The organism is Streptomyces sp. rh34 (genome assembly GCF_002551245.1).
Lineage (GTDB): Bacteria > Actinomycetota > Actinomycetes > Streptomycetales > Streptomycetaceae > Streptomyces.
In genome coordinates this window covers 1-24917 of the sequence record NZ_NTGZ01000102.1, presented here as the reverse complement: position 1 = coordinate 24917, position 24917 = coordinate 1, and the positions used below count along the sequence as shown (strand labels likewise).

Below are 24917 nucleotides of genomic sequence, written 5' to 3'. Positions count from 1 at the left end.
GGGCGGCCGAGGCCGGCCGCGCGGCCGGCGGGCGTCTGCATGGCCCCGCCATCGCCCAGCTGGGCCTGGTTCTCCGCGACCGCGCCGACGACGACCGGGGTGTCGCTGAGCTGCCCGGCCAGGCTGTCGTTGCTGTCGACGTCCAGGACGTCGGCCACGATGCAGGTGATGTTGTCCGGGCCGCCGCCCCGCAGGGCGAGCTGGATCAGCTCCTGGATGGTCTCCTGCGGGCCCTGATAGCTGGCGAGGGTCTCTTCCATCGTCTGGTGCGAGACAACGCCGGAGAGGCCGTCCGAGCAGATCAGATAGCGGTCGCCGGCCCGGACTTCGCGGATGGAGAGGTCCGGTTCGACATGGTCGCCGCTGCCCAGCGCCCGCATCAGCAGGGAGCGCTGCGGGTGGGTGGTGGCCTCCTCCTCGGTGATCCGGCCCTCGTCGACGAGGCGCTGCACCCAGGTGTGGTCCTGGGTGATCTGCGTCAGGACGCCGTCGCGCAGCAGGTACGCGCGGGAGTCGCCGACGTGCACCAGGCCCAGGCGCCGGCCGGTCCAGAGCAGGGCGGTGAGCGTGGTGCCCATGCCCTCCAGCTGGGGGTCCTCCTCGACCATGACCCGCAGCTGGTCGTTGGCCTGCTGCACGGCGGTGCCGAGCGAGGTCAGAAGATCGGACCCCGGTACGTCGTCGTCGAGCGGGACGAGCGTGGAGATCACCTCGGAGCTGGCGACCTCACCGGCCGCCTGACCGCCCATGCCGTCGGCGATGGCGAGGAGCCGGGGACCGGCATAGCCGGAGTCCTCATTGCCCTCCCGGATCATGCCCTTGTGCGACCCGGCGGCGAAGCGCAGCGACAGACTCATGCGCACCTCGCCCGTCGGCTCGGGGTACAGCCTGTCTCGAGCCACACTGCCCACCCTCCGGTCGGGAACCGGGCAGCGTCCGCCGTCGGGACCGCCGCGGCTCGCTCGCTCCGCTCGCTCATTGTCGTACTACTTCCGCAGCTCGATGACGGTCTTGCCGATACGGATCGGCGCGCCCAGCGGAACTGGTGTCGGGGTGGTGAGCCGGGTCCGTTCCAGATACGTGCCGTTGGTGGACCCGAGATCCTCGACGATCCACTGGCCGTCACGGTCCGGGTAGATCCTGGCATGCCTGCTGGACGCGTAGTCGTCGTCCAGCACGATTGTTGAATCGTGGGCCCGGCCCAGGGTGATGGTCTGGCCCTGGAGCGCGACCGTTGTGCCCGTGAGCGTGCCTTCGGACACGACCAGCTTCGTGGGTGCCCCGCGGCGCTGCCGGCCGGGCTGCTGGCGCTGCTGGGGCGGCGCCGCTTGTTGTTGTTGGCGGCCCTGTTGGGGGCGCGCGTCGGCGGCAGTGCGGCGTGAGCCGCGCTGCGTGACGCGCGTTCCGAACAGGTCGCTGCGGATGACCTGTACGGCCACGATGACGAACAGCCACAGAACAGCCAGGAAACCTAGCCGCATGACCGTAAGGGTCAGCTCTGACATTGCCCCCGCTTCACCCTTCGGCTTGCCGGTAAACGATGGTGGTGCTGCCCACGACGATCCGCGAGCCGTCGCGGAGCGTAGCGCGGGTGGTGTGCTGCCCGTCTACCACGATGCCGTTGGTAGACCCGAGATCCTGGATCGTCGAGGGCGTTCCGGTCCGGATCTCACAGTGCCGGCGCGATACGCCGGGGTCGTCGATCCGCACGTCGGCGTCGGTGGATCGTCCCATCACCAACGTCGGGCGGGAGATCTGATGGCGGGTGCCGTTGATCTCGATCCAGCGCCGTGTCCGGGCGTCCGGCAGGGGGCCGGGCGCGGGCTGCGGGCGCCGGTCGTTCGTGGGCGCCGAGGGCCGTCCGGCGCCGGGCGGCGGGGCCGCGGGCATCGGCGGCTGTCTCTTATACACATCTCTGAGCGGGCTGGCAAGNCTCCCTCGCGCCATCAGAGATGTGTATAAGAGACAGCGCCGGTCGTTCGTGGGCGCCGAGGGCCGTCCGGCGCCGGGCGGCGGGGCCGCGGGCATCGGCGGAGCGGCGCTCGGGGGGTAGCCGTAGCCGCCGGGAGCCCGGGGGGCCGCGGGTTGCTGGGGCTGGGCCGACGGGTCCTGCTGTGACGAACTCGACGCCAGGGTGCGGCTGCGGACCCGGTAGAGCCCGGTGTCGAGGTCGTCGGCCTTCTCCAGGTGGACCTTGATCGGTCCCATGAAGGTGTAGCGCTGTTGCTTGGCGTAGTCGCGCACCAGGCCGGAGAGCTCGTCGCCCAACTGGCCGGAGTACGGGCTGAGCCGCTCGTAGTCGGGCGTGCTGAGCTCGACGATGAAGTCGTTGGGGACGACGGTCCGCTCACGGTTCCAGATCGTCGCGTTGTTGTCGCACTCCCGCTGGAGGGCGCCGGCGATCTCGACGGGCTGTACCTCGGACTTGAAGACCTTGGCGAAGGTGCCGTTGACCAGCCCCTCGAGGCGCTGCTCGAAACGCTTCATGACCCCCACGGGGCACCTCCTCCGTTGTCATCGTCCCTGTACTGCTTACTGATCGTATCCACGCGTCGGGAAATCGGCTGGTTCCCCTTGTCTGGCCTGTGGATGAGTGTCACCCCTCACACGGATCGTAGAGGTGACCTCCTCACAGTGTCCCGCACCCGGGACGCACTCTGGAGGAGTGGGGGCGATGGTTCGGGGTTCCCGCTTCCCCTCCCGGAGTCGGCGAAACAACGGATGTGATTCCACCCTGTTCAGCGTGCTAATCTTCCGGATGTCGCCAGGCGCTCGCACCACACGGTGAGAGAGTCTGAAAACACCACTCATGCGCGAGTGGCGGAACGGCAGACGCGCTGGCTTCAGGTGCCAGTGTCCTTAGGGACGTGGGGGTTCAAATCCCCCCTCGCGCACGACGGACATCGAAGAAGGTGTCCTGGTAGCACCGACGAAATGGTCGGCATCGTGATCACGATGCCGACCATTTCGCTTTTCCCCGCTGGCCAGGCGGTGTGCGGTGCCCGACGGGGCGGGCCAGGGCGGCCGGCGTGGCGCGGGTGCTTATGGGCGCCCGCTGTATATAGGCCCCACCTGTACCGATATATAGGCCCCACCTGTACCGGTTGATCCGTACCCGCGTGCCCAGGGCCGCGAAGGGCTCTCGCCGGTCGCCGTCGGCGGCAGCGACGCATTTCGGTCGTCCTGCGGCTTCGCGGCTCACGCACCGCTGTCGTCACGGGACGACGCACCCGCGCCGCGATCGCCGCCACCGCGGACGTCCTCGACGCGGACGCCGGGACGTCCGCCCCCTCCGTACGCCCTGGGCCACGGACGACGGGACCCGGGCGGGATGACCCGGGAGGCGGGGTTGCTCCCGTGTAGCCTGAGGAAGCCCAGCCGTATGCGGACAGCTGGGATCCCTCACATATTCTCAGTCGCTCGCGACTGTCGGGTTTGGTTCGGCAGAACCCCCGCTTCGAAGAGATCCGGAGCGGGGGTTCTTCGTTGTTCCGTGGTTCGATGCCCGGTATCCGTGGTGTTCCTCCTCCTCCGCGTTCTCGTCGGCCCGTGTGTTTGTTGGACGCGCGGGGTACGGACAGGCGGGTGAGGAGGAGGCGGCGGCGGGTGCCCGCGGGTGGTGACGCACCGGGTGCGGGCACGGTTTCCGGACAGACCGATGGCCGGTGCAACGGCGCACTTGCATACGCTGGCCGCAGAGGTTGGATCGACGGCGACTCGGCGGTGAAGGGCTGAGCGCACAGAACGTCCCGGAGGCAGGAAATGGCGAAGCAGGCTCGCGCAGTCCAGACGTGGCGGTCGATCGTGGATGCCGCGGCGAGTGTCTTCGACGACTACGGCTACGAGCGTGCCGCCATCTCGGAGATTCTCCGCCGCGCCAAGGTCACCAAGGGGGCCTTGTACTTCCACTTCGCCTCCAAGGAGGCCATCGCGCAGGCGATCATGGACGAGCAGACCTCCACGGTCGAGTTCGAGCAGGATGGATCGCCGCTGCAGTCCTTGGTGGACGGTGGCCAGCAGTTCGCTTTCGCTCTGCGCCACAACTCGATGGCCCGGGCCGGTACCAGGCTCTCCATCGAGGGCGTCTTCCTCGGCGGACCGCATCCGTGGGGGGACTGGATCGACGCGACGGCCCGGATGCTGGAGCTGGGCCAGGAACGCGGCGAGGTGTTCCCGCAGATCGACCCGATGGTGTCGGCCAAAATCATCGTCGCGTCGTTCACCGGTATTCAGCTGGTCTCGGAGGCCGACTCCGGTCGGGCCGATCTGCGCGAGCAGGTGGCGGAGATGTGGCGCCACATCCTTCCGTCGATCGCTCACCCCGGTGTCATCGCCCACATCAAGCCGGAGGGCCGGGTCGACCTGGCGGCCCAGGCGCGCGAGAGGGCGGAGCGTGAAGAGCAGGAGGCCAGGATCGCCGCGGAAGCCAAGGGCGCGGGCTCCGATGCCGCGACCGACTCGGGTCCCCGGTCGGGCGGGTCAGGCCTGAGAGGCGGCGGATCCGGCCGTGGCCCGCGAGCCGGGGGCGCCGGTGACGAGGGCGACGAGGAGCCCGCAGGCGCGGGGGTTGCGGCCGGAGGGTTCGTCGCCTGATCGACCCGGGGCGCTCTGTGTTTCACGTGAAACGTCCTATTGGTCGTGATCAACACGAGGTCGGGCCGCGGAGTCGCTGGAGGCTCCGCGGTCATGTCGGCGTTTACCCCAAGGCTGCTTACTTTTAGTAAGCCACTCACGGTGGCGAAGTACGCTGGGGATATGGCGGATCAGGGCGAGCGGGCCTGTCGGCGGGTCGACGGGGGGATCAGTCGCGTCTTCGCGTTGTTCGGCAAGCGTTGGACCGGCCAGATCGTCTCGGTGCTGCTCCAGCGACCGGTGCACTTCGCCGAGCTGCGACGGGCGATTCCCGGAATCAGCGAGCGCATGCTCTCGGACCGGCTGACCGAACTGGGCGCGGCAGGCCTGGTGATCCGTGAGGTCGACGAGGGACCGCCGCTGCGCGTCGCGTACCGGCTCACCGAGGCGGGTGCCGCCATGGAGCCCGCGCTCAAGGAGCTGGGGCGGTGGGCGGACACCTATCTGACGCGGGACGACGCGGCCGGCTCCCGGGGCGGCCGCTGACCTCGTCCGGCCGGTGCCGGGCGCACCACTGCCGCGGCCCGGTTCCGGGTGCACCACTGCCGTCCACCGGGCTCGCCCCGGCGTCCGTCCACAGGGCCCGGCGGTCGCTGGACTTCGGCGGTACCGTCGTGCTCGGTCGCTGGTGGACAGGGCCGCTGACCGGTTCGACAGCCGGGCAGCCGGAAGTGGTACGAGGGTGGGGGAGGCGACGCTCCATGAGCGGAACAGAGGCGACGATGCCGGAGCGGCGGATCGCGGGGGCGACGGGAACCGGGGCAACTGCGGGCCGGGATCCGCGTATTCCGGTCGTGCCCGGGTTCGCCCGGCGTGGTGCCGCGAGCTCACCGAAGGCGGCGGGCAAGGCGCTCCGCGACCGGGTGCCGCGGTCCGCACACGCCTCTCTGGTCCTGCCGCCGGGGCGGCCGGACGCCGTGCGGGCGGTCGAGGAGTCGAACCGGGGCCGTGTGCCGGGCCTGACGCCGATACGGGTGGGCCGGATGGCGGCGACGCCGTTCGCCTTCCTGCGGGGTGCGGCCGGACTGATGGCCCACGACCTGACGGGCAGCCCGGTCACCGGGGTGGGCGCCCAGCTCTGCGGCGACGCGCACGCGGCCAACTTCGGCCTCTACGGCGATGCCCGGGGCAGCCTGGTCATCGATCTGAACGACTTCGACGAGACCGTCTTCGGGCCGTGGGAGTGGGACCTCAAGCGGCTCGCCACCTCGCTGGTGCTCGCCGGCCGGGCCGCCGGCGCCGACGAGGACACCTGCCGCCGGGGTGCGCACGACGCCGTCGGCGCCTACCGGCGCACGATGCGGCTGCTGGCCCGGCTTCCCGCCCTCGACGCCTGGAACGCGATCGCGGACGAGGAGCTCGTCTCGCACGCGGACGCGCGTGACCTGGTCGGCACTCTGGAGCGGGTCTCGGAGAAGGCCCGTAACAACACCAGCGCCCGTTTCGCCGCCCGCTCCACCGAAGAGTGCCCCGACGGCGGCCGCCGCTTCGTCGACGCCCGGCCCGTGCTGCGCCGGGTGCCGGACGCCGAGGCCGCGGTCGTGGCCGCCGGACTGGGCGGCTATCTCTCCACCGTCTCCGAGGACCGGCTGCCGCTGCTGGCCCGGTACACGATCCACGACGTGGCGTTCCGGGTGGTCGGCACCGGCAGTGTGGGGACCCGGTCGTACGTGGTGCTGCTGCTCGATCACCGGGGTGAGCCGCTGGTCCTCCAGGTGAAGGAGGCGCGCCCTTCCGTGCTCGCGCCCTATCTGCCCGCGGTCGGTTTCGACGTGCCGGAGGTGGCGCACGAGGGCCGCCGGGTGGTGCTCGGGCAGAAGCGGATGCAGGTCGTCAGCGACATCCTGCTCGGCTGGACGGACGTCGACGGCAGGCAGTTCCAGGTCCGGCAGTTCCGGAACCGCAAGGGCAGTGTGGACCCCGCCGCGCTCGCCGCCGACCAGGTGGACGACTACGGGCGGATGACCGGCGCGCTGCTCGCGCGGGCACACGCGCACAGTGCCGACCCCCGCCTGCTGGCGGGCTACTGCGGCAAGAACGACGAGCTCGACACGGCCGTGGCCGCGTTCGCGGTGACGTACGCCGACCGTACGGAAGCGGATCACGCCGAGCTGGTGCGGGCGGTCAAGGCGGGCAGGCTGGCCGCCGAGTTCGGTATATGACGGGCCCGTGAGGCGGTGGGGCCGGGCCCGAGCGGTGCTGGGGCCCTGTTCGTGAGGGGGGTGGGCCCCGGGCCGGGGCCCACCGTGTGTGCCGCGCCACCGGGCCGTGGCCATACGCTGGACGGGTGACCCACGAAGCCGCCGGGGTGCCGACCACCCGGAACGATGAAGACCGGCAGGACAACGACCGGCCGGACGCGCCCCGGCCCGCCCACGAAGCGGGGGATGCCCCGGGGGCGCAGGACGCTCCGGTGACGCCGGACGCTTCCGGTGCCGCGGACGCCGCTGCCGGGGAGCCCACCGGCCCCGCAGACGCCGCGCCGCGCCCCGAGGCACGGCTGGCCAGAGCGGTGCAGGTCGCTGAGCAGGCGCTGATCGAGTTCGAGATCGCGGTGGAGACCTTCCGGGTCGAGGTCGAGAACTTCTCCCGGCTGCACCACCAGAAGCTCGGCCCGATGTACACCCGCCTCGACGAGCTGGACGCGCTGATCGCGGAGGCGCGGGCCGCCCGGACCGGGGATCCGGAGGACGAGCGCAAGGCGCGGGAGGCGCGGGCGGTCGTCATGCCGATGCCCGGGGTCGACGAGCTGTTCCACGACTGGATGGACACCGACGGGCTGTCCCCCGAGGCCGCGGCCATGCTCACCGAACAGCCGGTCCGGCCGCCGAAGCGGGTCAGGCCGAGCGAGGAGGCCCGCAAGCTCTACCGCGAGCTGGCCCGCAGGTCGCACCCGGACCTCGCCCAGGACGAGCCGGAACGGCAGCGCCGGGACGAGTTCATCGCCCGGGTGAACGCCGCCTACGGGCGCGGCGACGTCGACCTCCTCAAGGAACTCGCGGCGGAGTGGGCGGCCGGTCCGGTGCAGCCCCTGACCCCGCTGAGCGAGAGCGAGGAGCTCTACGCCCGGCTGGAGTGGCTCAGCCGCCGCAAGGAGCTGCTGACGGTGCTCGCCAAGGAGCTGGAGGACGGCGCGATCGGCTCGATGCTGCGGATGGCCCCGGACGACCCGGATCAGCTGCTGGAGGACATCGCGGAGCAACTGCTGGGCGAGGTGTCCCGGCGCGAGGCCGAGCTGGCGGAGATGGTGCAGTAGCGTTCCGGGTGACTCTGCCGCGTAGGTACGAGACCCATGTTTCCCCTGTATGAGGCCCAAGATCGCACGAGAGAAGGCATGACCCATGAATTTCGCCCCGCTGCCCTCGGTGGACGCCGCGGCGGTGCCGTCGGACGGCTTCGTCCTGGACGTCCGTGAGAACGACGAGTGGGCGGCCGGTCACGTCGAGGGCGCGCTGCACATCCCGATGAGCGACTTCGTGGGCCGGTTCGGCGAGCTGACCGAGTCCGCCGGGGACGGTCGGCGCGTGCACGTGATGTGCCGGGTCGGCGGCCGGTCGGCCCAGGTCACCCAGTACCTGGTCCAGCAGGGCATCGACGCGGTGAACATCGACGGCGGCATGCAGGCCTGGGACGGCGCCGGACGCCCGATGGTCACGGACAACGGGACACCCGCCTTCGTCCTCTGAGCCTCCGCGCTCGGCGGGTCTCCTCCCCCGAACCGCGACCCCCGATCCCCGGCCCCGATCCTGATCCCCGGCCCCGCCGGGCGGGCCGGGTCTGGTGCTGTCGGTGCTGTCGGTCAGCCGAGCGGGTGGGCGGCCAGCAGGTCTCCCAGGGCCTCCTCATGGGCCGCGGCCGGGCCGAGGGAGAGTTCGATCTGCTTCGCCCAGGCGTGGAAGCGGTGCAGCGGGTAGTCGGTGTCCGCGCCGAAGCCGCCGTGCAGGTGCTGTGCGGTCTGCACGACGCGTCGGACGCCGTCGGATGCCCAGATCTTCGCCACGGCGACATCGCCCGCCGTGGGCAGCGGCCCCCCGGCCTCGGCCGACATCCGCCAGGCGGCCTGCCAGAGCGTCGCCTCCATCGCCCGCAGATCGATGTACCGGTCGGCGGCCTGGACGGCCACCGCCTGGAACGTGGCTACCGGGAATCCGAACTGTTCGCGCTTGCCGGTGTATTCGGCGGTCATCGCGAGCACCCGCTCGCCCAGCCCGAGCGCGAGCGCGCAGGTCCCCGTGGTGAGCAGGGACCGCAGCCACTCCCCGCAGCCCGGGGCGTCGATCAGCTCGTGGGCCGTCACCCGCACCCCGTCGAGCCGGACCTCGGCCAGACGTTCGCCGCTGGTGGAGACCTGGTCCGCCAGGGTGACGCCGTCGCGGGTACGGGGCACGAGGGCCAGGACCGCTCGGCCCCCGGCGGTGTGCGCGGGGACGGCGATCCAGTCGGCCACCTGGGCCCAGGGGACCGCCGACTGCATCCCGTCGAGCACCCAGCCGGAGCCACCAGCCGACGCCCGGCTCTCGCCGCTCTCCCCGTCCGGCCGTGCGGTGACGGCTAGTTCGGCGGGATCGTGACCGCTGCGTCCGTTGGCGCCGACGGTCAGGATCAGTTCGCCCCGGCCGGCCCGGGGCAGCAGCTCCGCCGCGAGGGTGCTCCCGCCGTACCGCTGGACCGCCATCGCGACCGCACAGCTCTCCAGCAGCGGGACCCTGGCCAGCGCCTTCGCCGACTCCCGCAGGACCAGGCAGAGCGCGATCGGGTCGAGGCCCGCGCCCCCGTGTTCCGGCGACAGCGTGAGTCCGAGCAGGTCCGTGCGTGCCAGCTCGCTCCACAGCGGCCGGTCGATGTCCTCCGCGACAGCGCCCGGGGTCAGGGCGGGACTGGGCGCGCGGTCGGGTGCGACATCCGAGAAGACCGCCCTGGCCGCTTCGACGGCCGCCTGCTGTTCCTCGGTGAAGGTGAAGTCCACTGTCCCGGCCTCCCGCTAACCGTTGACGATCTGACGGGCCGTCAAGATAGAACAGGTTCTCAAGGAAGGGAACAGCGCGGAGACGTAGGCGCGCCTCAGCGGTCGAAGTCCAGCTCCACCTCCGGGGTGAGCGGATGCGACTGGCAGGCCAGCACGAAGCCCGCCCCGGTCTCCTCCGGTTCCAGGGCGAAGTTGCGGTCCATCCGGACCTCCCCCGAGACGAGGAACGCCCGACAGGTCCCGCACACCCCTCCCTTGCAGGCGTACGGAGCGTCCGAGCGGCTTCGCAGCACCGTCTCCAGCAGGGACTCGCCGTCCTGCACGGGCCAGCTGCCCGAGCGGCCGTGGAGGGTGGCCGTCAGCGCGGCGTCGGACGGGGCGGCGACCTTGGCCACCGTCACGTCGGTGGGGCCCTCGTCGACGTGGAAGATCTCCTGGTGGACCCGGGAGCGGTCGACGCCGAGGGTCTTCAAGGCCTTCTCCGTGCCCCGTACGAGGCCGAGCGGCCCGCACAGGAACCAGCCGTCCACCTCTGCCACCGGAAGCACGGCGGGCAGCAGGCCGGTGAGCCGTTCTGCGTCGAGCCGCCCGGAGGGGAGGCCGGCCGACTGCTCCTCCCGGGAGAGAGCGGTGACCAGCTGGAAGCGGTCCGGATACCGGTCCTTGAGGTCGGCCACCTCGTCGAGGAACATCGTCGAGGCCGCCGTGCGGTCGCTGCGGATCAGGCAGAACCGGGCCTCCGGCTCCCGGTCGAGCAGGGTGGCCGCCATGGACAGCACCGGGGTGATGCCGCTGCCGCCGACCACCGCCGCGAAGAGACCGGGACGGGGCTTCAGGACGAAGCGGCCCATCGGAGGCATGGCCTCCACCCGGTCCCCGACGGCCAGTTCCTTCAGGGCGTACGTGGAGAACGCCCCGCCGTCGACCCTGCGGATGCCCACCCGCAGGACCGGTTCGCCGGGCTGCTCGGTGGCCGGTGCGCAGATCGAGTACGAACGGCGGATCTCCTGGCCGTCCACGGTGTAGCGCACGTTCAGGTGCTGGCCGGGGGTGTGGCGGAAGGTCTCGCGCAGCTCGGCCGGCACGGCGAGCGTCACGGCTACCGCGTCGTCCGTGATCCGTTCGATCGCGCTGACCCGGAGCGGATGGAACATCTACAACTCCTTGAAGTGGTCGAACGGTTCACGGCAGGCGACGCAGCGGCGCAGGGCCTTGCACGCCGTGGAGGAGAACCGGCTGAGCAGCTCCGTGTCCGTGGAACCGCAGTGCGGGCAGCGCACCGAGAGCGTCAACGGCACGGGGCCGCCGTCGGGGCCCTGGGCGCGCGGCGGGGCGATGCCGAACTCGGCGAGCTTGCGGCGCCCCTCGGCGCTGATGTCATCCGTCGACCAGGGCGGCGCCAGGACCGTGACCACGGAGACGTCCGGGACGCCGTGGTCGTGCAGCACCCGCTCGATGTCGGCGGACATCGCCTCGATCGCCGGGCAGCCGGTGTAGGTCGGGGTGAGCCGCACGGTCACCCGGCCCGGCCCGTCCATCCGTACGTCCCGCAGGACGCCGAGCTCGGCCAGGGTCAGCACCGGCAGTTCGGGGTCGGGCACGGAGCCGGCGAGGTCGCGCAGCTCCGCCTCCAGCCGGGTGTCGGTCACCATGACGCCCCCGGATGGCTGCGGTGCAGGTGCTGCATCTCGGCGATCATGCGGCCGAACGGCTCGGTGTGCAGGCCCTGCCGGCCCGCTCCGGCCGCCCAGCCCCCGGACTGCGGGCCCGCCGGGAGGGTCAGCCCGGCCCGCTCGACGACATCGGTGACGGCGGCGAGCCAACTGCTCCGCAGCACACCCCAGTCGACTCCGGACTCCGGGGAGTCCAGCCCTTCGACCGGCTGGAACATCTCCCCGGTGAACCGCCACAGCGCGTCCAGCCCGCTCCGCATCCGGTCGTGGCTCTCCTCGGTGCCGTCGCCGAGTCTCAGGACCCACTGCTCGGCGTGGTCGCGGTGGTAGGCCACCTCCTTGACGGCCTTGGCCGCGAGACCGGTGAACTCGCTGTCCCCGGCCGCCAGCCGCTCGTACAGCAGGTGCTGGTAGACCGAGAAGTAGAGCTGCCGGGCGATGGTGTGCGCGAAGTCCCCGTTCGGCTGCTCGACCAGTTGGAGGTTGCGGAAGTCCCGCTCCTCGCGGAGGTAGGCCAACTCGTCCTCGTCGCCGACGAGCGAGAGCAGCACCCGGGCCTGTCCCAGCAGGTCGAGGGCGATGTTGGCCAGGGCCACCTCCTCCTCCAGGACGGGGGCGTGTCCGGCCCACTCCCCCAGCCGGTGCGAGAGCACCAGCGCGTCGTCGCCGAGGGCGAGTGCGGCGCTCACAGGTGCTTCACCCCGTCCGGGATCTCGTAGAAGGTCGGGTGGCGGTAGGGCTTGTCGCCGGCCGGCTCGAAGAAGGAGTCCTTCTCGTCGGGGGAGGAGGCGGTGATCCCGGTGGACGGGACCACCCAGATCGAGACGCCTTCCGAGCGGCGCGTGTAGAGGTCGCGGGCGTTGCGCAGGGCCATCTCGGCGTCCGGCGCGTGCAGGCTGCCCGCATGGGTGTGGGACAGTCCGCGCCGCGAGCGCACGAACACCTCCCACAGAGGCCAGTCGGTCGAGCTGCTCATGCCGTCTCCTCCATGTGGTGCGCGGGCGCGCTGTGCTGTGCCGATGCCTGTGCCTGGGGCGCTGCCTGGGCGGCCGTTTCCTGCGCCGGGGCGTGCTTGGCGGCGTACGCCGCTGCCGCGTCCCGGACCCAGGCGCCCTCCTCGTGGGCCCTGCGCCGCTGGGTGATCCGCTGTTCGTTGCAGGGGCCGTTGCCCTTGAGGACCGCCTGGAACTCGGCCCAGTCGATCGCGCCGAAGTCGTGCCGGCCGAGCTCCTCGTTCCACCGGATGTCGGGGTCGGGGAGCTCAAGGCCCAGCGCTTCGGCCTGGGGCACGCAGATGTCCACGAAGCGCCGGCGCAGCTCGTCGTTGGAGTGCCGCTTGATCTTCCAGGCCATGGACTGCTCGGAGTGCGACGAGGCGTCGTCGGGCGGACCGAACATCATCAAGGAGGGCCACCACCAGCGGTTCACCGCGTCCTGGGCCATGGCGTGCTGGGCCTCGGTGCCGCGGCTGAGGGCGAGCAGCAACTCGTACCCCTGGCGCTGGTGGAAGGACTCCTCCTTGCAGATGCGGACCATCGCACGGGCGTAGGGGCCGTAGGAGCAGCGGCAGAGCGGCACCTGGTTGGTGATCGCCGCCCCGTCCACCAGCCAGCCGATCGCACCGACGTCGGCCCAGGTCAGCGTGGGGTAGTTGAAGATCGACGAATAGCGCTGGCGGCCCGCGTGGAGCTTGTCGAGCAGCTCCTCGCGGCTGGTGCCCAGGGTCTCGGCGGCGCTGTAGAGATACAGGCCGTGGCCTGCCTCGTCCTGCACCTTGGCCATGAGGATCGCCTTGCGCCGCAGCGAGGGCGCCCGGGTGATCCAGTTGGCCTCGGGCTGCATGCCGATGATCTCCGAGTGGGCGTGCTGGGCCATCTGGCGGACCAGCGTCGCCCGGTAGGCGTCGGGCATCCAGTCGCGGGGCTCGATCCGCTCGTCCGCCGCCACGACCGCGTCGAAGGCCGCGATGCGGTCCGCGTCCACCGCGTCCTCTGTGCCGAGCGTCTTCTGCGTCGTCTGGTCCGCAGTCACTGCCGCCATCCCGGGCTCCCTACCGACCGATCGTTCGGTTCCTTGACTTCAATGGTGAGTCGGAGGCCCGTAGGGTGTCAACCCTGTGGATAACTGAGTGGTGATCGACGGTGAGCGGGGCGGGATGGATTCGGACCACGGCAGGAGCTCTGCGGACGGGGGGAAGGACGTCTGGCCGCAGGCGTTGAACCGGCCGGCGGATGCGCGGGACACCCCCGGAGCGATACCGCCGACGCCCTCGCCGCCGTTGGGGGAGCACTCGGCCACCGGCCGGGGCATAGCCGGGCTCTCCTTTCCCTACCAGGTGGTCGCGGCCCTGGCACTGTCCCTGATCGGGTTGCTCGCCTGCACGCAGGTGGCCATGGTGTTCCTGCACGTCGCCCCGTCCAACACGCTGACCCAACAGCACGGGAAGACGATCGACCGCTGGATCTACCCGGAGTTCGAGCAGAACTGGAAGCTCTTCGCGCCCAACCCGCTCCAGCAGAACATCGCCGTCCACGTGCGGGCCGATGTGGTGGGGGCCGACGGCCGCCGCACGACCAGGTGGATGAACCTGACGTACGAGGACAGCAAAGGGATACGCGGCAGCCTCTTCCCCAGCCATGTGGATCAGAACGAGCTCCGCCGGGGCTGGGACTTCTACGTCAATTCCCATGACAGCGAGAACCGCCCCAACGGTCTGCGCGGGGATCTCTCCGAGAGCTACGTGCGGCGGATCGCGATGCTGCGGCTGAGCGAGCGCGACTACGGCGGCACGATCGCACGCATCCAGCTCCGCTCCGCCACCAGCTCCATCGCCCCGCCGCCGTGGAGCGACGAGAAGATCAGCACCCGGCCTGTCTACCGCGTTCTCCCCTGGTGGACCGTGACCCCGGACGACCTTCCCGAGCGTGACGCGGACCAGGACCGGGACGAGGCGTACGGCGTGGAGGAGAACCAGTGACCATCCCCTCGCCCCCGGCCCCTCGGAACGCGGCCCCGCAGCCGGCGGGCCCCTGCCCGGCCCCACCCCGATCCGGCGGCCCACTCGGCGGCCCGGCCCGCGCCCTCCAGCGCGTCACCGCCTCGGCCCTCGGCCCGTACCAGAGCGCCGTCGTCCGGATCGGCTTCGCCGCCACCTACTTCTTCTTCCTGCTGCGCGAGCTGCCGAACCGCCATGAGCTGTACGGCCCGGACAGCCCGTGGCACTGGGATCTGGCCCGTCGGCTCACGGAGGGCAACGAGGCCTTCTCCGTCCTGATGTGGACCGACAGCACGGTCTGGTTCGAGGCCGTGTACGCCCTCACGTTGCTGTCCGCGGCGGCGCTGCTCCTCGGGTGGCGGACCCGGACCATGTCCGTCCTCTTCATGGTCGGCGTGCTCTCGGTGCAGAACCGCAGCATCTTCATGGGCGACGGCGGCGACAACGTCGTCCACCTCATGGCGATCTACCTGGTGCTGACGCGCTGTGCCCAGGTCTGGTCGCTGGACGCCCGTCGCGCGGCGCGCGACGCGCAGCGTGCCGCGGCGGGCCTGCCGCCCCTGAGGGACATCGTGGGCCCGGTGCTCTGGGTAGTTCTCGGCCCCGTCCTCGTGGCGGCCACGCTGATGGGCGGGCTCGGCGGCACCTGGTGGCTCCCCGCTCTGCTGTGGACGATCTGGCTCTCCGCCGCCGCCTGGTGGGCCGTGAACCGCTATCTGCCGCACGGTGAGCCGCGCACCCTGCTCGATGTGCTGGCCAACCTCGCGCACAACGCCACGCTCGCCGTGATCATGGCCGAGGTCTGCCTGATCTACGCGACCGCAGGCTGGTACAAGATCCAGGGATCGCGCTGGCAGGACGGCACCGCGCTCTACTACCCGCTCAACCTCGACTACTTCACCCCGTGGCCCGCCCTGTCGGACATCCTGGGCGCCAGCGGACTGATGGTGCTGGTGCTGACGTACGGCACGGTCATCGTGCAGGTCGCCTTTCCGTTCACGCTGTTCAACCGGCGGGTCAAGAACGTCCTGCTGGTCGCGATGATCTGCGAGCACGCGGGGATCGCCCTGCTGCTGGGGCTGCCGTTCTTCTCCATGGCGATGATCGCGGCCGACGCGGTGTTCCTGCCGACGGCCTTCCTGATGTGGCTGGGAGCCCGTGCCACGGTCGGCAGGCGGCGGCTGCTCTCCGGGCTGGCGGGCCGGTCACGTACGCCGGGGAAGCCCGGAGCGCCCGGCTCTGCGGACCCATCGGAGGCCGGTCCGGCGAAGGAGGGCCGGGGTGGTACGGAGGAGCCCCGGCTCCAGGGCGGCGGCGGGGGCCATACGCTCGTCGGGTGAGCAGTGAGACCGGCAGAACCCATCAGACCCCGGCAGCGGCGGACCGGCCCTCGGACCCCGCCCGGCCGACGGCCGTCCCGGAGGGGCCCGTCCCGGCGGAGCCCCACCCGGCGGAGCCCCTCCAGTACGACGACGGCTACGGCCAGACGATCGGTGTCGGGCCGCACCCGCTGCCCTGGCCCGAGGACGAGCGCTACGACCCCGAGCTGCTGGCCCAGGGCGACCGGCGCAACGTCGGTGACGCGTACCGCTACTGGACGCGGGAGGCGATCGTCGCCGATCTCGACCTGCGGCGGCACGACTTCCACGTGGCCGTGGAGAACTGGGGCCACGACTTCAACATCGGCTCGGTGGTGCGGACCGCCAACGCCTTCCTGGCCAAGGAGATCCACATCGTGGGCCGGCGGCGCTGGAACCGGCGCGGCGCCATGGTCACCGACCGCTACCAGCATGTGCGCCACCACCCCGACACGGCGGAGCTGACCGCGTGGGCGGCGGCCGAGGGGCTGCCGATCATCGGGATCGACAACCTCCCCGGCGCCGTACCGCTGGAGCGCACCGAGCTGCCGCGCCGCTGTGTCCTGCTCTTCGGGCAGGAGGGGCCGGGCCTGACCGAGGAAGCGCGTGAGCACGCCACCATGGTGTGCTCGATCGCGCAGTTCGGCTCGACCCGGTCCATCAACGCCGGGGCCGCCGCGGCCATCGCGATGCACGCGTGGGTGCAGCGCCACGCCGACATCCCTGACCCTCGCCCCTGACGACGGCCTAGGCCTGGCGGCGTACCTCCACCACGCGGAAGCGGTTGGCGACGAAGGCTCCGTCGCAGAGCGCCGCGTTCGCGGCGGGGTTGCCGCCGGAGCCGTGGAAGTCGGAGAAGGCCGCGGTCTGGTTGACGTAGACCCCACCGGTCAGGTTGAGCGAGAGCTGGGCCGACTCGTCCAGGCAGACGTCCTCGATGGCGCGCTCCACCTCGGGGGACGTGGTGTAGGCGCCGACCGTCATCGCCCCCTTGTCGCGGATCGTGCGGCGGAGCAGCTCCAGGGCGGCGGGCGTCGACTCGACGGCGACGGCGAAGGACACCGGCCCGAAGCACTCCGAGAGGTAGGCCGCGCCGTCGTCGGTCTTGGTGCCGTCGAGCTTCACGACGACCGGCGTACGCACGACCGCGTCGGGGAATTCGGCGTTCGCGACCGTCCGCGAGGGCAGGGCCACCTCGCCGAGCTCCCCGGCCGCCTCCACCCGGGCCCTGACGTCCGGATTGACCAGCGCGCCGAGCAGGGCGGACGCGCGGGCGTCGTCCCCGAGCAGTCCGGTGACGGCGGCCGCGATGTCGGCGACCACGTCGTCGTAGGACTTGGCGCCGTCGTCGGTGGCGATGCCGTCCCGGGGGATCAGCAGGTTCTGCGGGGTGGTGCACATCTGGCCGCTGTACAGCGAGAGCGAGAACGCCAGGTTGGCGAGCATGCCCCGGTAGTCGTCGGTGGAGTCGAGGACGATCGTGTTGACGCCGGCCTTCTCCGTGTAGACCTGGGCCTGGCGGGCGTTCTCCTCCAGCCAGTCGCCGAAGGCGGTGGAGCCGGTGTAGTCGATGATCCGGATCTCGGGGCGGACCGCGAGGGTCTTGGCGATGCCCTCGCCGGGCCGCTCGGCGGCCAGCGCGACCAGATTCGGGTCGAAGCCCGCCTCGCTCAGCACCTCGCGGGCGATGGACACCGTGAGGGCCAGGGGAAGCACGGCGCGCGGGTGCGGCTTGACCAGCACTGGGTTGCCGGTGGAGAGGGAGGCGAAGAGGCCGGGATAGCCGTTCCACGTGGGGAACGTGTTGCAGCCGATGAGCAGCGCGATGCCGCGGCCGGACGTGATGAACGACTTGTGGAGCTTCAGCGGGTCGCGCTTGCCCTGCGGCTTGGACCAGTCGGCGGTGTCCGGGGTGCGGACCTGCTCCCGGTAGGCGTACGCGACGGCCTCCAGGCCACGGTCCTGGGCGTGCGGGCCGCCAGCCTGGAACGCCATCATGAAGGCCTGGCCGCTCGTGTGCATCACGGCGTGGGCCAGCTCGTGGGTGCGGGCGCTGATCCGCGACAGGATCTCCAGACAGACCAGAGCCCGGATCTCCGGCCCCGCCGCCCGCCAGGCGCCCGTGCCGGCCTTCATCGCCGGAAGCAGGACGTCCGGATCGGCGTGCGGATACTCGACGCCGAGCTGCGGCCCGTACGGCGAGACCTCGCCGCCGGTCCAGCCGTCGGTGCCGGGCTGTCCCAGGTCGAGACGGGTGTTCAGGAGGGCGTCGAAAGCGGCCTTGCCCTCGGCCGCGCCGAGGCTGCCCGGGGCGCCGCCCTCCCCGTAGGCCTTCGGGTGCTCGGGGTGCGGCGACCAGTACGCGCGGGTACTGATCACGTCGAGGGCCTGGTCGAGCGTGGGCCGGTGGGTCTCGGACAGCTGCTGGGGGGTGAGCGCGGCGGCCATGGCGGACCAACTCCTCATCGAGCCGGGCGGGGACGTACGGACGGAGTTAGAGTAACCGAACGATCGGTCGGGACAAGGGGCCCCGGGGAACCTGTGGACGACTTCGATGGTCCCCGCCTGTGCGGGGCTGATCCCCCATGGGAGAGGATCGCGGACATGACCACGGCCAAGCGGGACACGTACACACCGGAGACCCTGCTCACCGTCGCCGTCCGTGTCTTCAACGAGCGCGGCTACGACGGCACCTCCATGGAGCACCTCTCGCGGGCGGCGGGCATCTCGAAATCCTCCATCTACCACCATGTGGCGGGCAAGGAGGAGCTGCTGCGCCGGGCCGTGAGCCGGGCGCTCGACGGGCTCTTCGCCATCCTCGACGAGCCGGGGGCGCAGCGCGGGCGAGCGGTCGAACGGGTCGAGTACGTCACGCGCCGGACCGTCGACCTGCTGATGGCCGAGGTCCCCTACGTCACCCTGCTGCTGCGCGTGCGCGGGAACACGAAGACGGAGCGCTGGGCGCTGGAGCGGCGCCGCGAGTTCGACCAGCGGGTGTCGGAGCTGCTCCAGGCCGCGGTCGCCGAGGGCGACCTCCGGGCGGACGTGGACATACGGCTGGCGACCCGGTTGCTGTTCGGCATGGTGAACTCGCTGGTCGAGTGGTACCGGCCACAGCCGGGCGGTTTCCCGGGGGAGGAGCAGCTCGCGGACACGGTCGTCCAGCTGGCCTTCGAAGGGATGCGTGCGAACGGCCGCTGAGCCCGCCCGCCGCGGTCAGGCGAGTTCCGCCGGCCGGTCCGGGCGCGGTCCGAGGTCCGTCTCCTCGAACACCAACAGGGTGCGTGTCGAGAGCACCTCGGGGATGGACTGGATCCGGGTGAGGACCAGCTCGCGCAGCGCCCTGTTGTCCGGCGTGTGCACCAGGAGCAGTACGTCGAAGTCGCCGCTGACCAGGGCGATGTGCGTGGCCCCGGGCAGCGCCTGAAGCTGCTCGCGCACCGTGCGCCAGGAGTTCTGCACGATCTTGAGCGTGATGTACGCGGACGCCCCCTGGCCCGCCCGCTCGTGGTCGACCCGGGCGCCGAAGCCGCGGATCACGCCGTCCTCGACGAGCCGGTTGATGCGGGCGTAGGCGTTGGCGCGCGAGACATGGACCCGTTCGGCCACGGACCGTATCGAGGCGCGGCCGTCCGTCTGGAGGATGCGCAGGATGTCACGGTCGATGGCGTCCAGCGGCCGCGCGGGCGGAACCGGGGGCTCCGCCGCCGGGCCCGCGGGGGCGGCCGACGGTACGACCGGGGATGCGGCCTGCGGCGTGAGGGCGGGCGCGGCCTGGCGCGGCTCCTCGCCCCTGTCGGCCATTTGTTCAGCTGTCATCTGCCCGCGCCTCCCTGTCATGGACGACCTGCCTCTATCCCAGGCTGTGGAGAACCGTTTGTCCACAGGCTGGCGTCGCCTGTAGCCAAAATGCCCCCGCGACCGAACAATCGGTAGGTGAGGCACACCACATCCGTGCCTCCCCCACCCCTCGTCGTCCCGCTCCCTGCCGACACCCCGATCGACCACCCCTCGATCTCCCTCGATGCCAGGAGGTGCTTCTCATGACGGTCCAAGAGCTGCCCGGCGCGGCCGCCTACCGGCCCACGCCGCCCCCGGCCTGGAAGCCGATCACCGACCCCGCCCCGCTGCTCCCGGACCCGGAGCCCTACCGGGTGCTCGGTACGGACGCGGTCGCCGACGTCGACCCCGAGCTGTTGCTCCGGCTCCACGCCGAGCTGGTCCGCGGGCGCCGCTACAACGCCCAGGCCACCGCGCTGACGAAGCAGGGCCGCCTGGCGGTCTACCCGTCGAGCACCGGCCAGGAGGCGTGCGAGATCGCCGCCGCCCTGGTCCTGGAGGAGCGCGACTGGCTCTTCCCCAGCTACCGCGACACGCTGGCCGCTGTCGTGCGCGGCCTGGACCCGGTCGAGGCGCTGACCCTGCTGCGGGGCGACCGGCACACCGGCTACGACCCGCGCGAGCACCGCATCGCCCCGCTGTGCACCCCCCTGGCCACCCAGCTCCCGCACGCCGTGGGGCTGGCGCACGCCGCCCGGCTCAAGGGAGACGACGTGGTGGCGCTCGCCATGGTCGGCGACGGCGGCACCAGCGAGGGCGACTTCCACGAGGCGCTCAATTTCGCGGCCGTCTGGAAGGCCCCGGTCGTCTTCTTCGTCCAGAACAACGGCTTCGCCATCTCGGTGCCGCTGGCCAAGCAGACCGCCGCCCCCTCCCTCGCCCACAAGGCCGTCGGATACGGGATGCCGGGCCGCCTGGTCGACGGCAACGACGCCGCCGCGGTGCACCAGGTCCTCGGTGAGGCCGTGGCACGGGCCCGGCGCGGGGAGGGCCCGACCCTGGTCGAGGCGGTCACCTACCGCATGGAGGCCCACACGAACGCCGACGACGCCACCCGCTACCGGGTCGACAGCGAGGTCGAGGCCTGGAAGGCGCACGACCCGGTGCGGCTGCTGGAGCATGAGCTGACGGGGCGCGGGCTGCTGGACGACGAGGGCATCGCACAGGTGAAGGAGGCCGCGGAACGCATGGCCGCCGCCCTGCGCGACCGGATGAACGCGGATCCGGAGCTGACCCCGATGGACCTGTTCACCCATGTCTACGCGGAGCAGACCAGCCAGCTCCGGGAGCAGGCCGCCGGTCTGCGCGCCGAGCTGGACGCCGAGCAGGACCACGACGAGCACGGCGCGGAGGCGGGACGATGACGACCGCGGCGGTGACGGCCGACGGGCGTCGGACGAAGGCGAAACCGGCCACGATGGCGCAGGCCCTCGGCCGCGCGCTCCGCGACTCGATGGCCGAGGACCCCACCGTTCATGTGCTCGGTGAGGACGTGGGCACGCTCGGAGGGGTCTTCCGGATCACCGACGGGCTGGCGAAGGAGTTCGGTGACGACCGCTGCACCGACACCCCGCTGGCAGAGGCGGGCATCCTCGGCGCGGCCGTCGGCATGGCGATGTACGGGCTGCGGCCCGTGGTGGAGATGCAGTTCGACGCGTTCGCCTACCCGGCGTTCGAGCAGCTGATGAGTCATGTCGCCAAGATGCGCAACCGCACCGGCGGGGCCATGCCGCTGCCCATCACCGTGCGGGTGCCGTACGGCGGCGGGATCGGCGGGGTCGAGCACCACAGCGACTCCTCCGAGGCGTACTACATGGCCACCCCCGGCCTGCACGTCGTCACACCGGCCACGGTGGATGACGCGTACGGGCTGCTGCGGGAGTCGATCGCCTCGGACGACCCGGTGATCTTCCTGGAGCCCAAGCGGCTCTACTGGTCCAAGGCCGACTGGTCGCCCGAGGCCCCCGCCGCGGTCGAGCCGATCGGCAGGGCCGTGGTGCGCCGTTCCGGGCGCGGCGCCACGCTGATCACGTACGGGCCCTCCCTGCCGGTCTGCATGGAGGCGGCCGAGGCGGCGGTCGCCGAGGGCTGGGACCTCGAAGTGGTGGACCTGCGCTCGCTGGTGCCGTTCGACGACGAGACGGTGGCCGCGTCGGTGCGGCGCACCGGGCGCGCGGTCGTCGTCCATGAATCCCCCGGATTCGGCGGGCCCGGCGGTGAGATCGCGGCCCGGATCACGGAGCGGTGCTTCCACCATCTGGAGGCTCCGGTGCTGCGGGTGGCCGGGTTCGACATCCCCTACCCGCCGCCCATGCTGGAGCGGCACCATCTGCCGGGAGTGGACCGGGTGCTCGACGCGGTGGCCCGGTTGCAGTGGGAGGCGGACAGCTGATGGCCCAGGTGCTCGAATTCAAGCTGCCGGACCTCGGTGAGGGACTGACCGAGGCGGAGATCGTCCGCTGGCTGGTGGAGGTCGGCGACGTCGTCGCCATCGACCAGCCCGTCGTCGAGGTCGAGACGGCCAAGGCCATGGTGGAGGTGCCCTGCCCCTACGGGGGTGTGGTGACCGCGCGGTTCGGCGAGGAGGGCACGGAACTTCCCGTGGGCGCCCCGCTGCTGACGGTCGCCGTCGGAGCGCCGGAGAGGCCGGAGCCCCCGGGCCCCGTCCCGCCGGTCCCGACGGGCGCGCGGAACGGCTCCGCCTCCTCCGGTTCGTCCTCGTCGTCTTCGTCGTCGTCCTCCTCGTCGTCGTCCTCAGGTTCCTCCGCCACGGAGTCCTCGGGCGGCTCGGGGAACGTGCTCGTGGGGTACGGGACGGGCGCACCGGCCGCACGCCGTCGGCGCATCCGGCCGGACCGGCTCGACCGGGACCGGCTCGACCGGACGCTGTCCGGGGCTTTGATGGCCGAAGCTCCGGTGACGGAAGCCCCGGTGACGGACGTTTCCCGGGCTCCGGTGTCCGGAGACCCGGTGTCCGAGGGGCCGGTGCCGGTGGTCTCTCCGCTGGTACGCCGGCTGGCCCGGCAGCACGACATCGATCTGCGGCGGCTCGCGGGTTCGGGTCCCGACGGGCTGATCCTGCGCGCCGACGTCGACGGCGCGATCCGGCGGGCGGAGGAGGCCGCGGCGGCGAAGTCGCGTACGGCCCGGGCGCCTGCGGCCCCGACCGGGGCTCCCCCGGTTTTCGCGGCCGAGGCTCCCGTTTCCCCGGCTGCTCCGGCCGCCGAGCGGATTCCGCTGCGCGGGGTGCGCGGAGCGGTCGCCGACAAGCTGACGCGCAGCCGGACCGAGATCCCGGACGCCACCTGCTGGGTCGACGCCGACGCCACCGAGCTGATGGCGGTCAGGGCCGCGATGAACGCCGCCACGGGCCCGTCCGCCGGGCCGAAGGTGTCGGTCCTGGCCCTGCTGGCGAGGATCTGCACGGCGGCGCTGGCCCGGTTCCCCGAGCTCAACTCCACCGTGGACACGGAGGCCCGGGAGATCGTCCGACTGCCCGGCGTGCACCTTGGGTTCGCGGCCCAGACCGAGCGGGGCCTCGTCGTTCCGGTCGTCCGGGACGCGCACACCCGTAACGCCGAGTCGATCGGGGCCGAGATCGCCCGGCTGACCGAGCTGGCGCGGACCGGGAAGCTGAGCCCGGCCCAGCTGACCGGGGGCACGTTCACGCTGAACAACTACGGGGTGTTCGGGGTCGACGGTTCGACGCCGATCATCAACCACCCGGAAGCGGCGATGCTCGGCGTCGGCCGGATCATGCCCAAGCCGTGGGTGTACCAGGGCGAACTGGCCGTACGTCAGGTCGTCCAGCTGTCCCTCACCTTCGACCACCGGGTGTGCGACGGCGGAACGGCGGGTGGCTTCCTCCGGTACGTGGCGGACTGCGTGGAGCAGCCGGCGGTTCTGCTGCGCACCCTGTAGCCGATCGGCCGGGGTGGCCGGACGCGCCCCTCCGGGGCCGGGTCTTTCGGCCACCCCGGCGGGGGCGTCGCTCCGGGCCCCCGCCCATACTCGACGTATGACCGCCTATGACGTGATCGTCCTTGCCGGCGGGGCCGCGAAGCGGCTCGGCGGCGCCGACAAGCCAGGAGTCCGGGTGGGCGGCCGGGCGCTGCTCGACCGGGTGCTCGCGGCGTGCGACGGCGCGGCACGCACCGTCGTGGTGGGCGGTCGTCGCGCCACCGTGCGACCGGTCCTCTGGACCCGGGAAGTGCCCCAGGGGGGTGGCCCGTTGGCGGCGCTGGGGGCGGGGATGCGGCTGGCGACGGCGGAGCGCGTTCTCGTCCTCTCCGCAGACCTTCCGTTCCTCGGCCCCGGGACGGTCGACGCGCTGCTCGGCGCCGCCGGGCAGCCCGGCCGGGAAGGGGCCCTGTGCACCGACCCCGACGGGCGCGACCAGCCGCTGGTGGCCGCCTACCGCGCCGAGCCGCTCCGCCGGGAGCTGGCCCTGGTCGCTACCGAGTACGGGAGCCTCGCCGGTCTGCCGCTCCGGCTTCTGACGGCGGAGCTGGATCTCGCCCGGGTCGACGCGGGCCCCGACGCCGCGTTCGACTGCGACACTTGGGACGACATCGCCGCCGCCAGAGCCCGGATCAGGGAGCATGGGGCCGTGCTGGACGAATGGATCACCTCGGTCAAGAACGAACTGGGAATCGAACTCGACGTCGACACCGGTGCCCTGCTCGACCTCGCTCGTGACGCCGCGCACGGAGTCGCCCGCCCCGCCGCACCGCTCACGACCTTCCTGGTCGGGTACGCGGCGGCCAGGGCGAGCGCCGGCGCGGGGCCCGACGAGGCCGCGGCGGCGGTCGCGGAGGCCGCTCGCAAGGCCACCGCTCTTGCTCTGCGCTGGGAAGCGGAAGCGGAAGCGGCGGCGGTTGAAGCGGACGCGGAGGCGGGCGCGAGGGGCGATGAGGCGGGCGGGGCGAAGCCCGACGGGGGCCGCGAGGGGACCGGGACACCATGACCGGCCCCGACTGGAGCGGCCCCACCGACCCCACCGGGCCCGTACATGACCCCACAGGCCCCACAGGCCCCACGGGCCCCGTGTCCGACTCCACCGACGCCTTCAGCTCCGTGCCCGACCCGGTCGGCTCCGGCATCCCCGCGGGCGACCCCGCCTCGGCCGGACGCGGGAGCGACCTCGCACACGACGAGGAGGAGCGGGCCGTCGAGCAGGCGCTCGCCCTGGTCGGCGGGTCGAACCGGCGACCGAGCCTCAGAGGGGACGCCCCCGGCGGGGGCCTGAGCAGCGGCCCCGACAGCAACTCGGGGGATTCCACGGAGGCTCCGCCGGAAACCACCACCGCCTCGGAGGACCGGCCCGGAAGCCCTGTCCGGTCCTCCGCCCCGCCGCCGCCCCTGCCCCCGGCCCCGCCCCTCTCCTGGGACCGGGCGCGGGCGGTCGCGGCGCGGGCCGGGCCTGTCTCTTATACACATCTCTGATGGCGCGA

Annotated in this window: 25 protein-coding genes and 1 tRNA gene; 15 read left to right on the top strand and 11 right to left on the bottom strand. The window is 72.0% G+C overall.

Translation table 11 applies throughout. The annotated features are described in order from the left end of the window. The 3 genes from CR470_RS19780 to CR470_RS19770 form a co-directional block, all read right to left on the bottom strand. A partial coding sequence (locus CR470_RS19780; RefSeq protein WP_143663843.1) for a PP2C family protein-serine/threonine phosphatase occupies positions 1-902 on the bottom strand: 902 nt, incomplete at its 3' end. 84 nt (positions 903-986) lie between these two features. Next, entirely contained in the window at positions 987-1505 is a 519-nt protein-coding gene (locus CR470_RS19775; RefSeq protein WP_003967913.1) for an FHA domain-containing protein FhaB/FipA, read from the bottom strand. Between the two features lie 10 nt (positions 1506-1515). After that, positions 1516-2496, bottom strand: a complete 981-nt coding sequence (locus CR470_RS19770; protein ID WP_097868903.1) for an FhaA domain-containing protein — start codon at positions 2494-2496, stop codon at positions 1516-1518. Between the two features lie 315 nt (positions 2497-2811). On the opposite strand from CR470_RS19770, the gene CR470_RS19765 reads away from it, so the two are divergent. From CR470_RS19765 to CR470_RS19740, 6 genes are all read left to right on the top strand, one after another. Next, positions 2812-2894: transfer RNA gene (locus CR470_RS19765), tRNA-Leu, on the top strand. 868 nt (positions 2895-3762) lie between these two features. Further along, positions 3763-4593, top strand: coding sequence for a ScbR family autoregulator-binding transcription factor (locus CR470_RS19760; RefSeq protein WP_097868902.1), 831 nt, complete (start codon positions 3763-3765; stop codon positions 4591-4593). A gap of 162 nt (positions 4594-4755) precedes the next feature. Next, complete coding sequence (locus tag CR470_RS19755) at positions 4756-5118, top strand: winged helix-turn-helix transcriptional regulator (protein WP_097868901.1); 363 nt, start codon at positions 4756-4758, stop codon at positions 5116-5118. Positions 5119-5333: 215 nt separating this feature from the next. Next, positions 5334-6794: a DUF2252 domain-containing protein gene (locus tag CR470_RS19750; RefSeq protein ID WP_257138832.1), complete on the top strand. Its 1461-nt coding sequence runs from the start codon at positions 5334-5336 to the stop codon at positions 6792-6794. A gap of 125 nt (positions 6795-6919) precedes the next feature. Beyond that, positions 6920-7888 (top strand): J domain-containing protein, encoded by a 969-nt coding sequence (locus CR470_RS19745; RefSeq protein WP_097868900.1) that lies wholly within the window; start codon positions 6920-6922, stop codon positions 7886-7888. Between the two features lie 85 nt (positions 7889-7973). Next, positions 7974-8318 carry a rhodanese-like domain-containing protein gene (locus CR470_RS19740; RefSeq protein ID WP_097868899.1) on the top strand — a complete coding sequence of 115 codons (345 nt, stop codon included), beginning with the start codon at positions 7974-7976 and terminating at the stop codon, positions 8316-8318. A gap of 113 nt (positions 8319-8431) precedes the next feature. Here the strand turns inward: CR470_RS19740 and CR470_RS19735 are convergent, their stop codons facing one another. From CR470_RS19735 to paaA, 6 genes are all read right to left on the bottom strand, one after another. Then, entirely contained in the window at positions 8432-9598 is a 1167-nt protein-coding gene (locus CR470_RS19735; protein ID WP_097868898.1) for an acyl-CoA dehydrogenase family protein, read from the bottom strand. Positions 9599-9693: 95 nt separating this feature from the next. Continuing rightward, on the bottom strand, positions 9694-10752 hold the full coding sequence (locus CR470_RS19730) for a 2Fe-2S iron-sulfur cluster-binding protein (protein ID WP_097868897.1): 1059 nt from the start codon (positions 10750-10752) through the stop codon (positions 9694-9696). Beyond that, the gene (paaD, locus tag CR470_RS19725; protein ID WP_097868896.1) at positions 10753-11250 is read right to left on the bottom strand and encodes a 1,2-phenylacetyl-CoA epoxidase subunit PaaD; all 498 of its coding nucleotides are present in this window, start codon (positions 11248-11250) and stop codon (positions 10753-10755) included. Beyond that, the gene (gene paaC, locus CR470_RS19720) at positions 11244-11960 is read right to left on the bottom strand and encodes a 1,2-phenylacetyl-CoA epoxidase subunit PaaC (RefSeq protein WP_097868895.1); all 717 of its coding nucleotides are present in this window, start codon (positions 11958-11960) and stop codon (positions 11244-11246) included. Before paaC ends, paaD begins: the two co-directional genes overlap by 7 nt. Next, on the bottom strand, positions 11957-12247 hold the full coding sequence (gene paaB / locus CR470_RS19715) for a 1,2-phenylacetyl-CoA epoxidase subunit PaaB (RefSeq protein ID WP_007447213.1): 291 nt from the start codon (positions 12245-12247) through the stop codon (positions 11957-11959). The genes paaC and paaB overlap by 4 nt, the downstream gene beginning before the upstream one ends. Further along, positions 12244-13311: a 1,2-phenylacetyl-CoA epoxidase subunit PaaA gene (gene paaA / locus CR470_RS19710; RefSeq protein WP_097868894.1), complete on the bottom strand. Its 1068-nt coding sequence runs from the start codon at positions 13309-13311 to the stop codon at positions 12244-12246. The genes paaB and paaA overlap by 4 nt, the downstream gene beginning before the upstream one ends. 115 nt (positions 13312-13426) lie before the next feature. Between paaA and CR470_RS19705 the strand changes: the two genes are divergently transcribed. Genes CR470_RS19705 through CR470_RS19695 form a run of 3 tightly spaced genes read left to right on the top strand, consistent with a single transcriptional unit; the run spans position 13427 to position 16364 of the window. Beyond that, positions 13427-14248, top strand: coding sequence for a DUF5819 family protein (locus CR470_RS19705; protein ID WP_097868905.1), 822 nt, complete (start codon positions 13427-13429; stop codon positions 14246-14248). Next, on the top strand, positions 14245-15606 hold the full coding sequence (locus tag CR470_RS19700; protein WP_097868893.1) for an HTTM domain-containing protein: 1362 nt from the start codon (positions 14245-14247) through the stop codon (positions 15604-15606). Before CR470_RS19705 ends, CR470_RS19700 begins: the two co-directional genes overlap by 4 nt. Then, complete coding sequence (locus CR470_RS19695) at positions 15603-16364, top strand: TrmH family RNA methyltransferase (protein ID WP_097868892.1); 762 nt, start codon at positions 15603-15605, stop codon at positions 16362-16364. The genes CR470_RS19700 and CR470_RS19695 overlap by 4 nt, the downstream gene beginning before the upstream one ends. A gap of 7 nt (positions 16365-16371) precedes the next feature. Here CR470_RS19695 and paaN read toward each other — a convergent pair whose 3' ends face one another. Continuing rightward, positions 16372-18072 (bottom strand): phenylacetic acid degradation protein PaaN, encoded by a 1701-nt coding sequence (gene paaN, locus CR470_RS19690; RefSeq protein ID WP_097868891.1) that lies wholly within the window; start codon positions 18070-18072, stop codon positions 16372-16374. Between the two features lie 156 nt (positions 18073-18228). Between paaN and CR470_RS19685 the strand changes: the two genes are divergently transcribed. Beyond that, complete coding sequence (locus CR470_RS19685; protein WP_097868890.1) at positions 18229-18825, top strand: TetR/AcrR family transcriptional regulator; 597 nt, start codon at positions 18229-18231, stop codon at positions 18823-18825. A 15-nt stretch (positions 18826-18840) separates the two neighbouring features. Here the strand turns inward: CR470_RS19685 and CR470_RS19680 are convergent, their stop codons facing one another. Further along, positions 18841-19428, bottom strand: a complete 588-nt coding sequence (locus CR470_RS19680) for an Lrp/AsnC family transcriptional regulator (protein ID WP_097868889.1) — start codon at positions 19426-19428, stop codon at positions 18841-18843. Between the two features lie 239 nt (positions 19429-19667). Here CR470_RS19680 and pdhA point away from each other — a divergent pair, with 239 nt between their 5' ends. From pdhA to CR470_RS39630, 5 genes are all read left to right on the top strand, one after another. Further along, a complete protein-coding gene (gene pdhA / locus CR470_RS19675; protein ID WP_097868888.1) occupies positions 19668-20828 on the top strand; it encodes a pyruvate dehydrogenase (acetyl-transferring) E1 component subunit alpha in 1161 nt (386 codons plus the stop codon). Continuing rightward, positions 20825-21856, top strand: a complete 1032-nt coding sequence (locus tag CR470_RS19670) for an alpha-ketoacid dehydrogenase subunit beta (protein ID WP_097868887.1) — start codon at positions 20825-20827, stop codon at positions 21854-21856. The genes pdhA and CR470_RS19670 overlap by 4 nt, the downstream gene beginning before the upstream one ends. Further along, positions 21856-23385, top strand: a complete 1530-nt coding sequence (locus CR470_RS19665; RefSeq protein WP_097868904.1) for a dihydrolipoamide acetyltransferase family protein — start codon at positions 21856-21858, stop codon at positions 23383-23385. The genes CR470_RS19670 and CR470_RS19665 overlap by 1 nt, the downstream gene beginning before the upstream one ends. A 97-nt stretch (positions 23386-23482) precedes the next feature. Beyond that, positions 23483-24430 carry a DUF6457 domain-containing protein gene (locus tag CR470_RS19660; protein ID WP_097868886.1) on the top strand — a complete coding sequence of 316 codons (948 nt, stop codon included), beginning with the start codon at positions 23483-23485 and terminating at the stop codon, positions 24428-24430. Beyond that, positions 24427-24909 (top strand): hypothetical protein, encoded by a 483-nt coding sequence (locus CR470_RS39630; RefSeq protein ID WP_179892317.1) that lies wholly within the window; start codon positions 24427-24429, stop codon positions 24907-24909. The genes CR470_RS19660 and CR470_RS39630 overlap by 4 nt, the downstream gene beginning before the upstream one ends. The last annotated feature ends 8 nt before the right edge of the window (positions 24910-24917 follow it).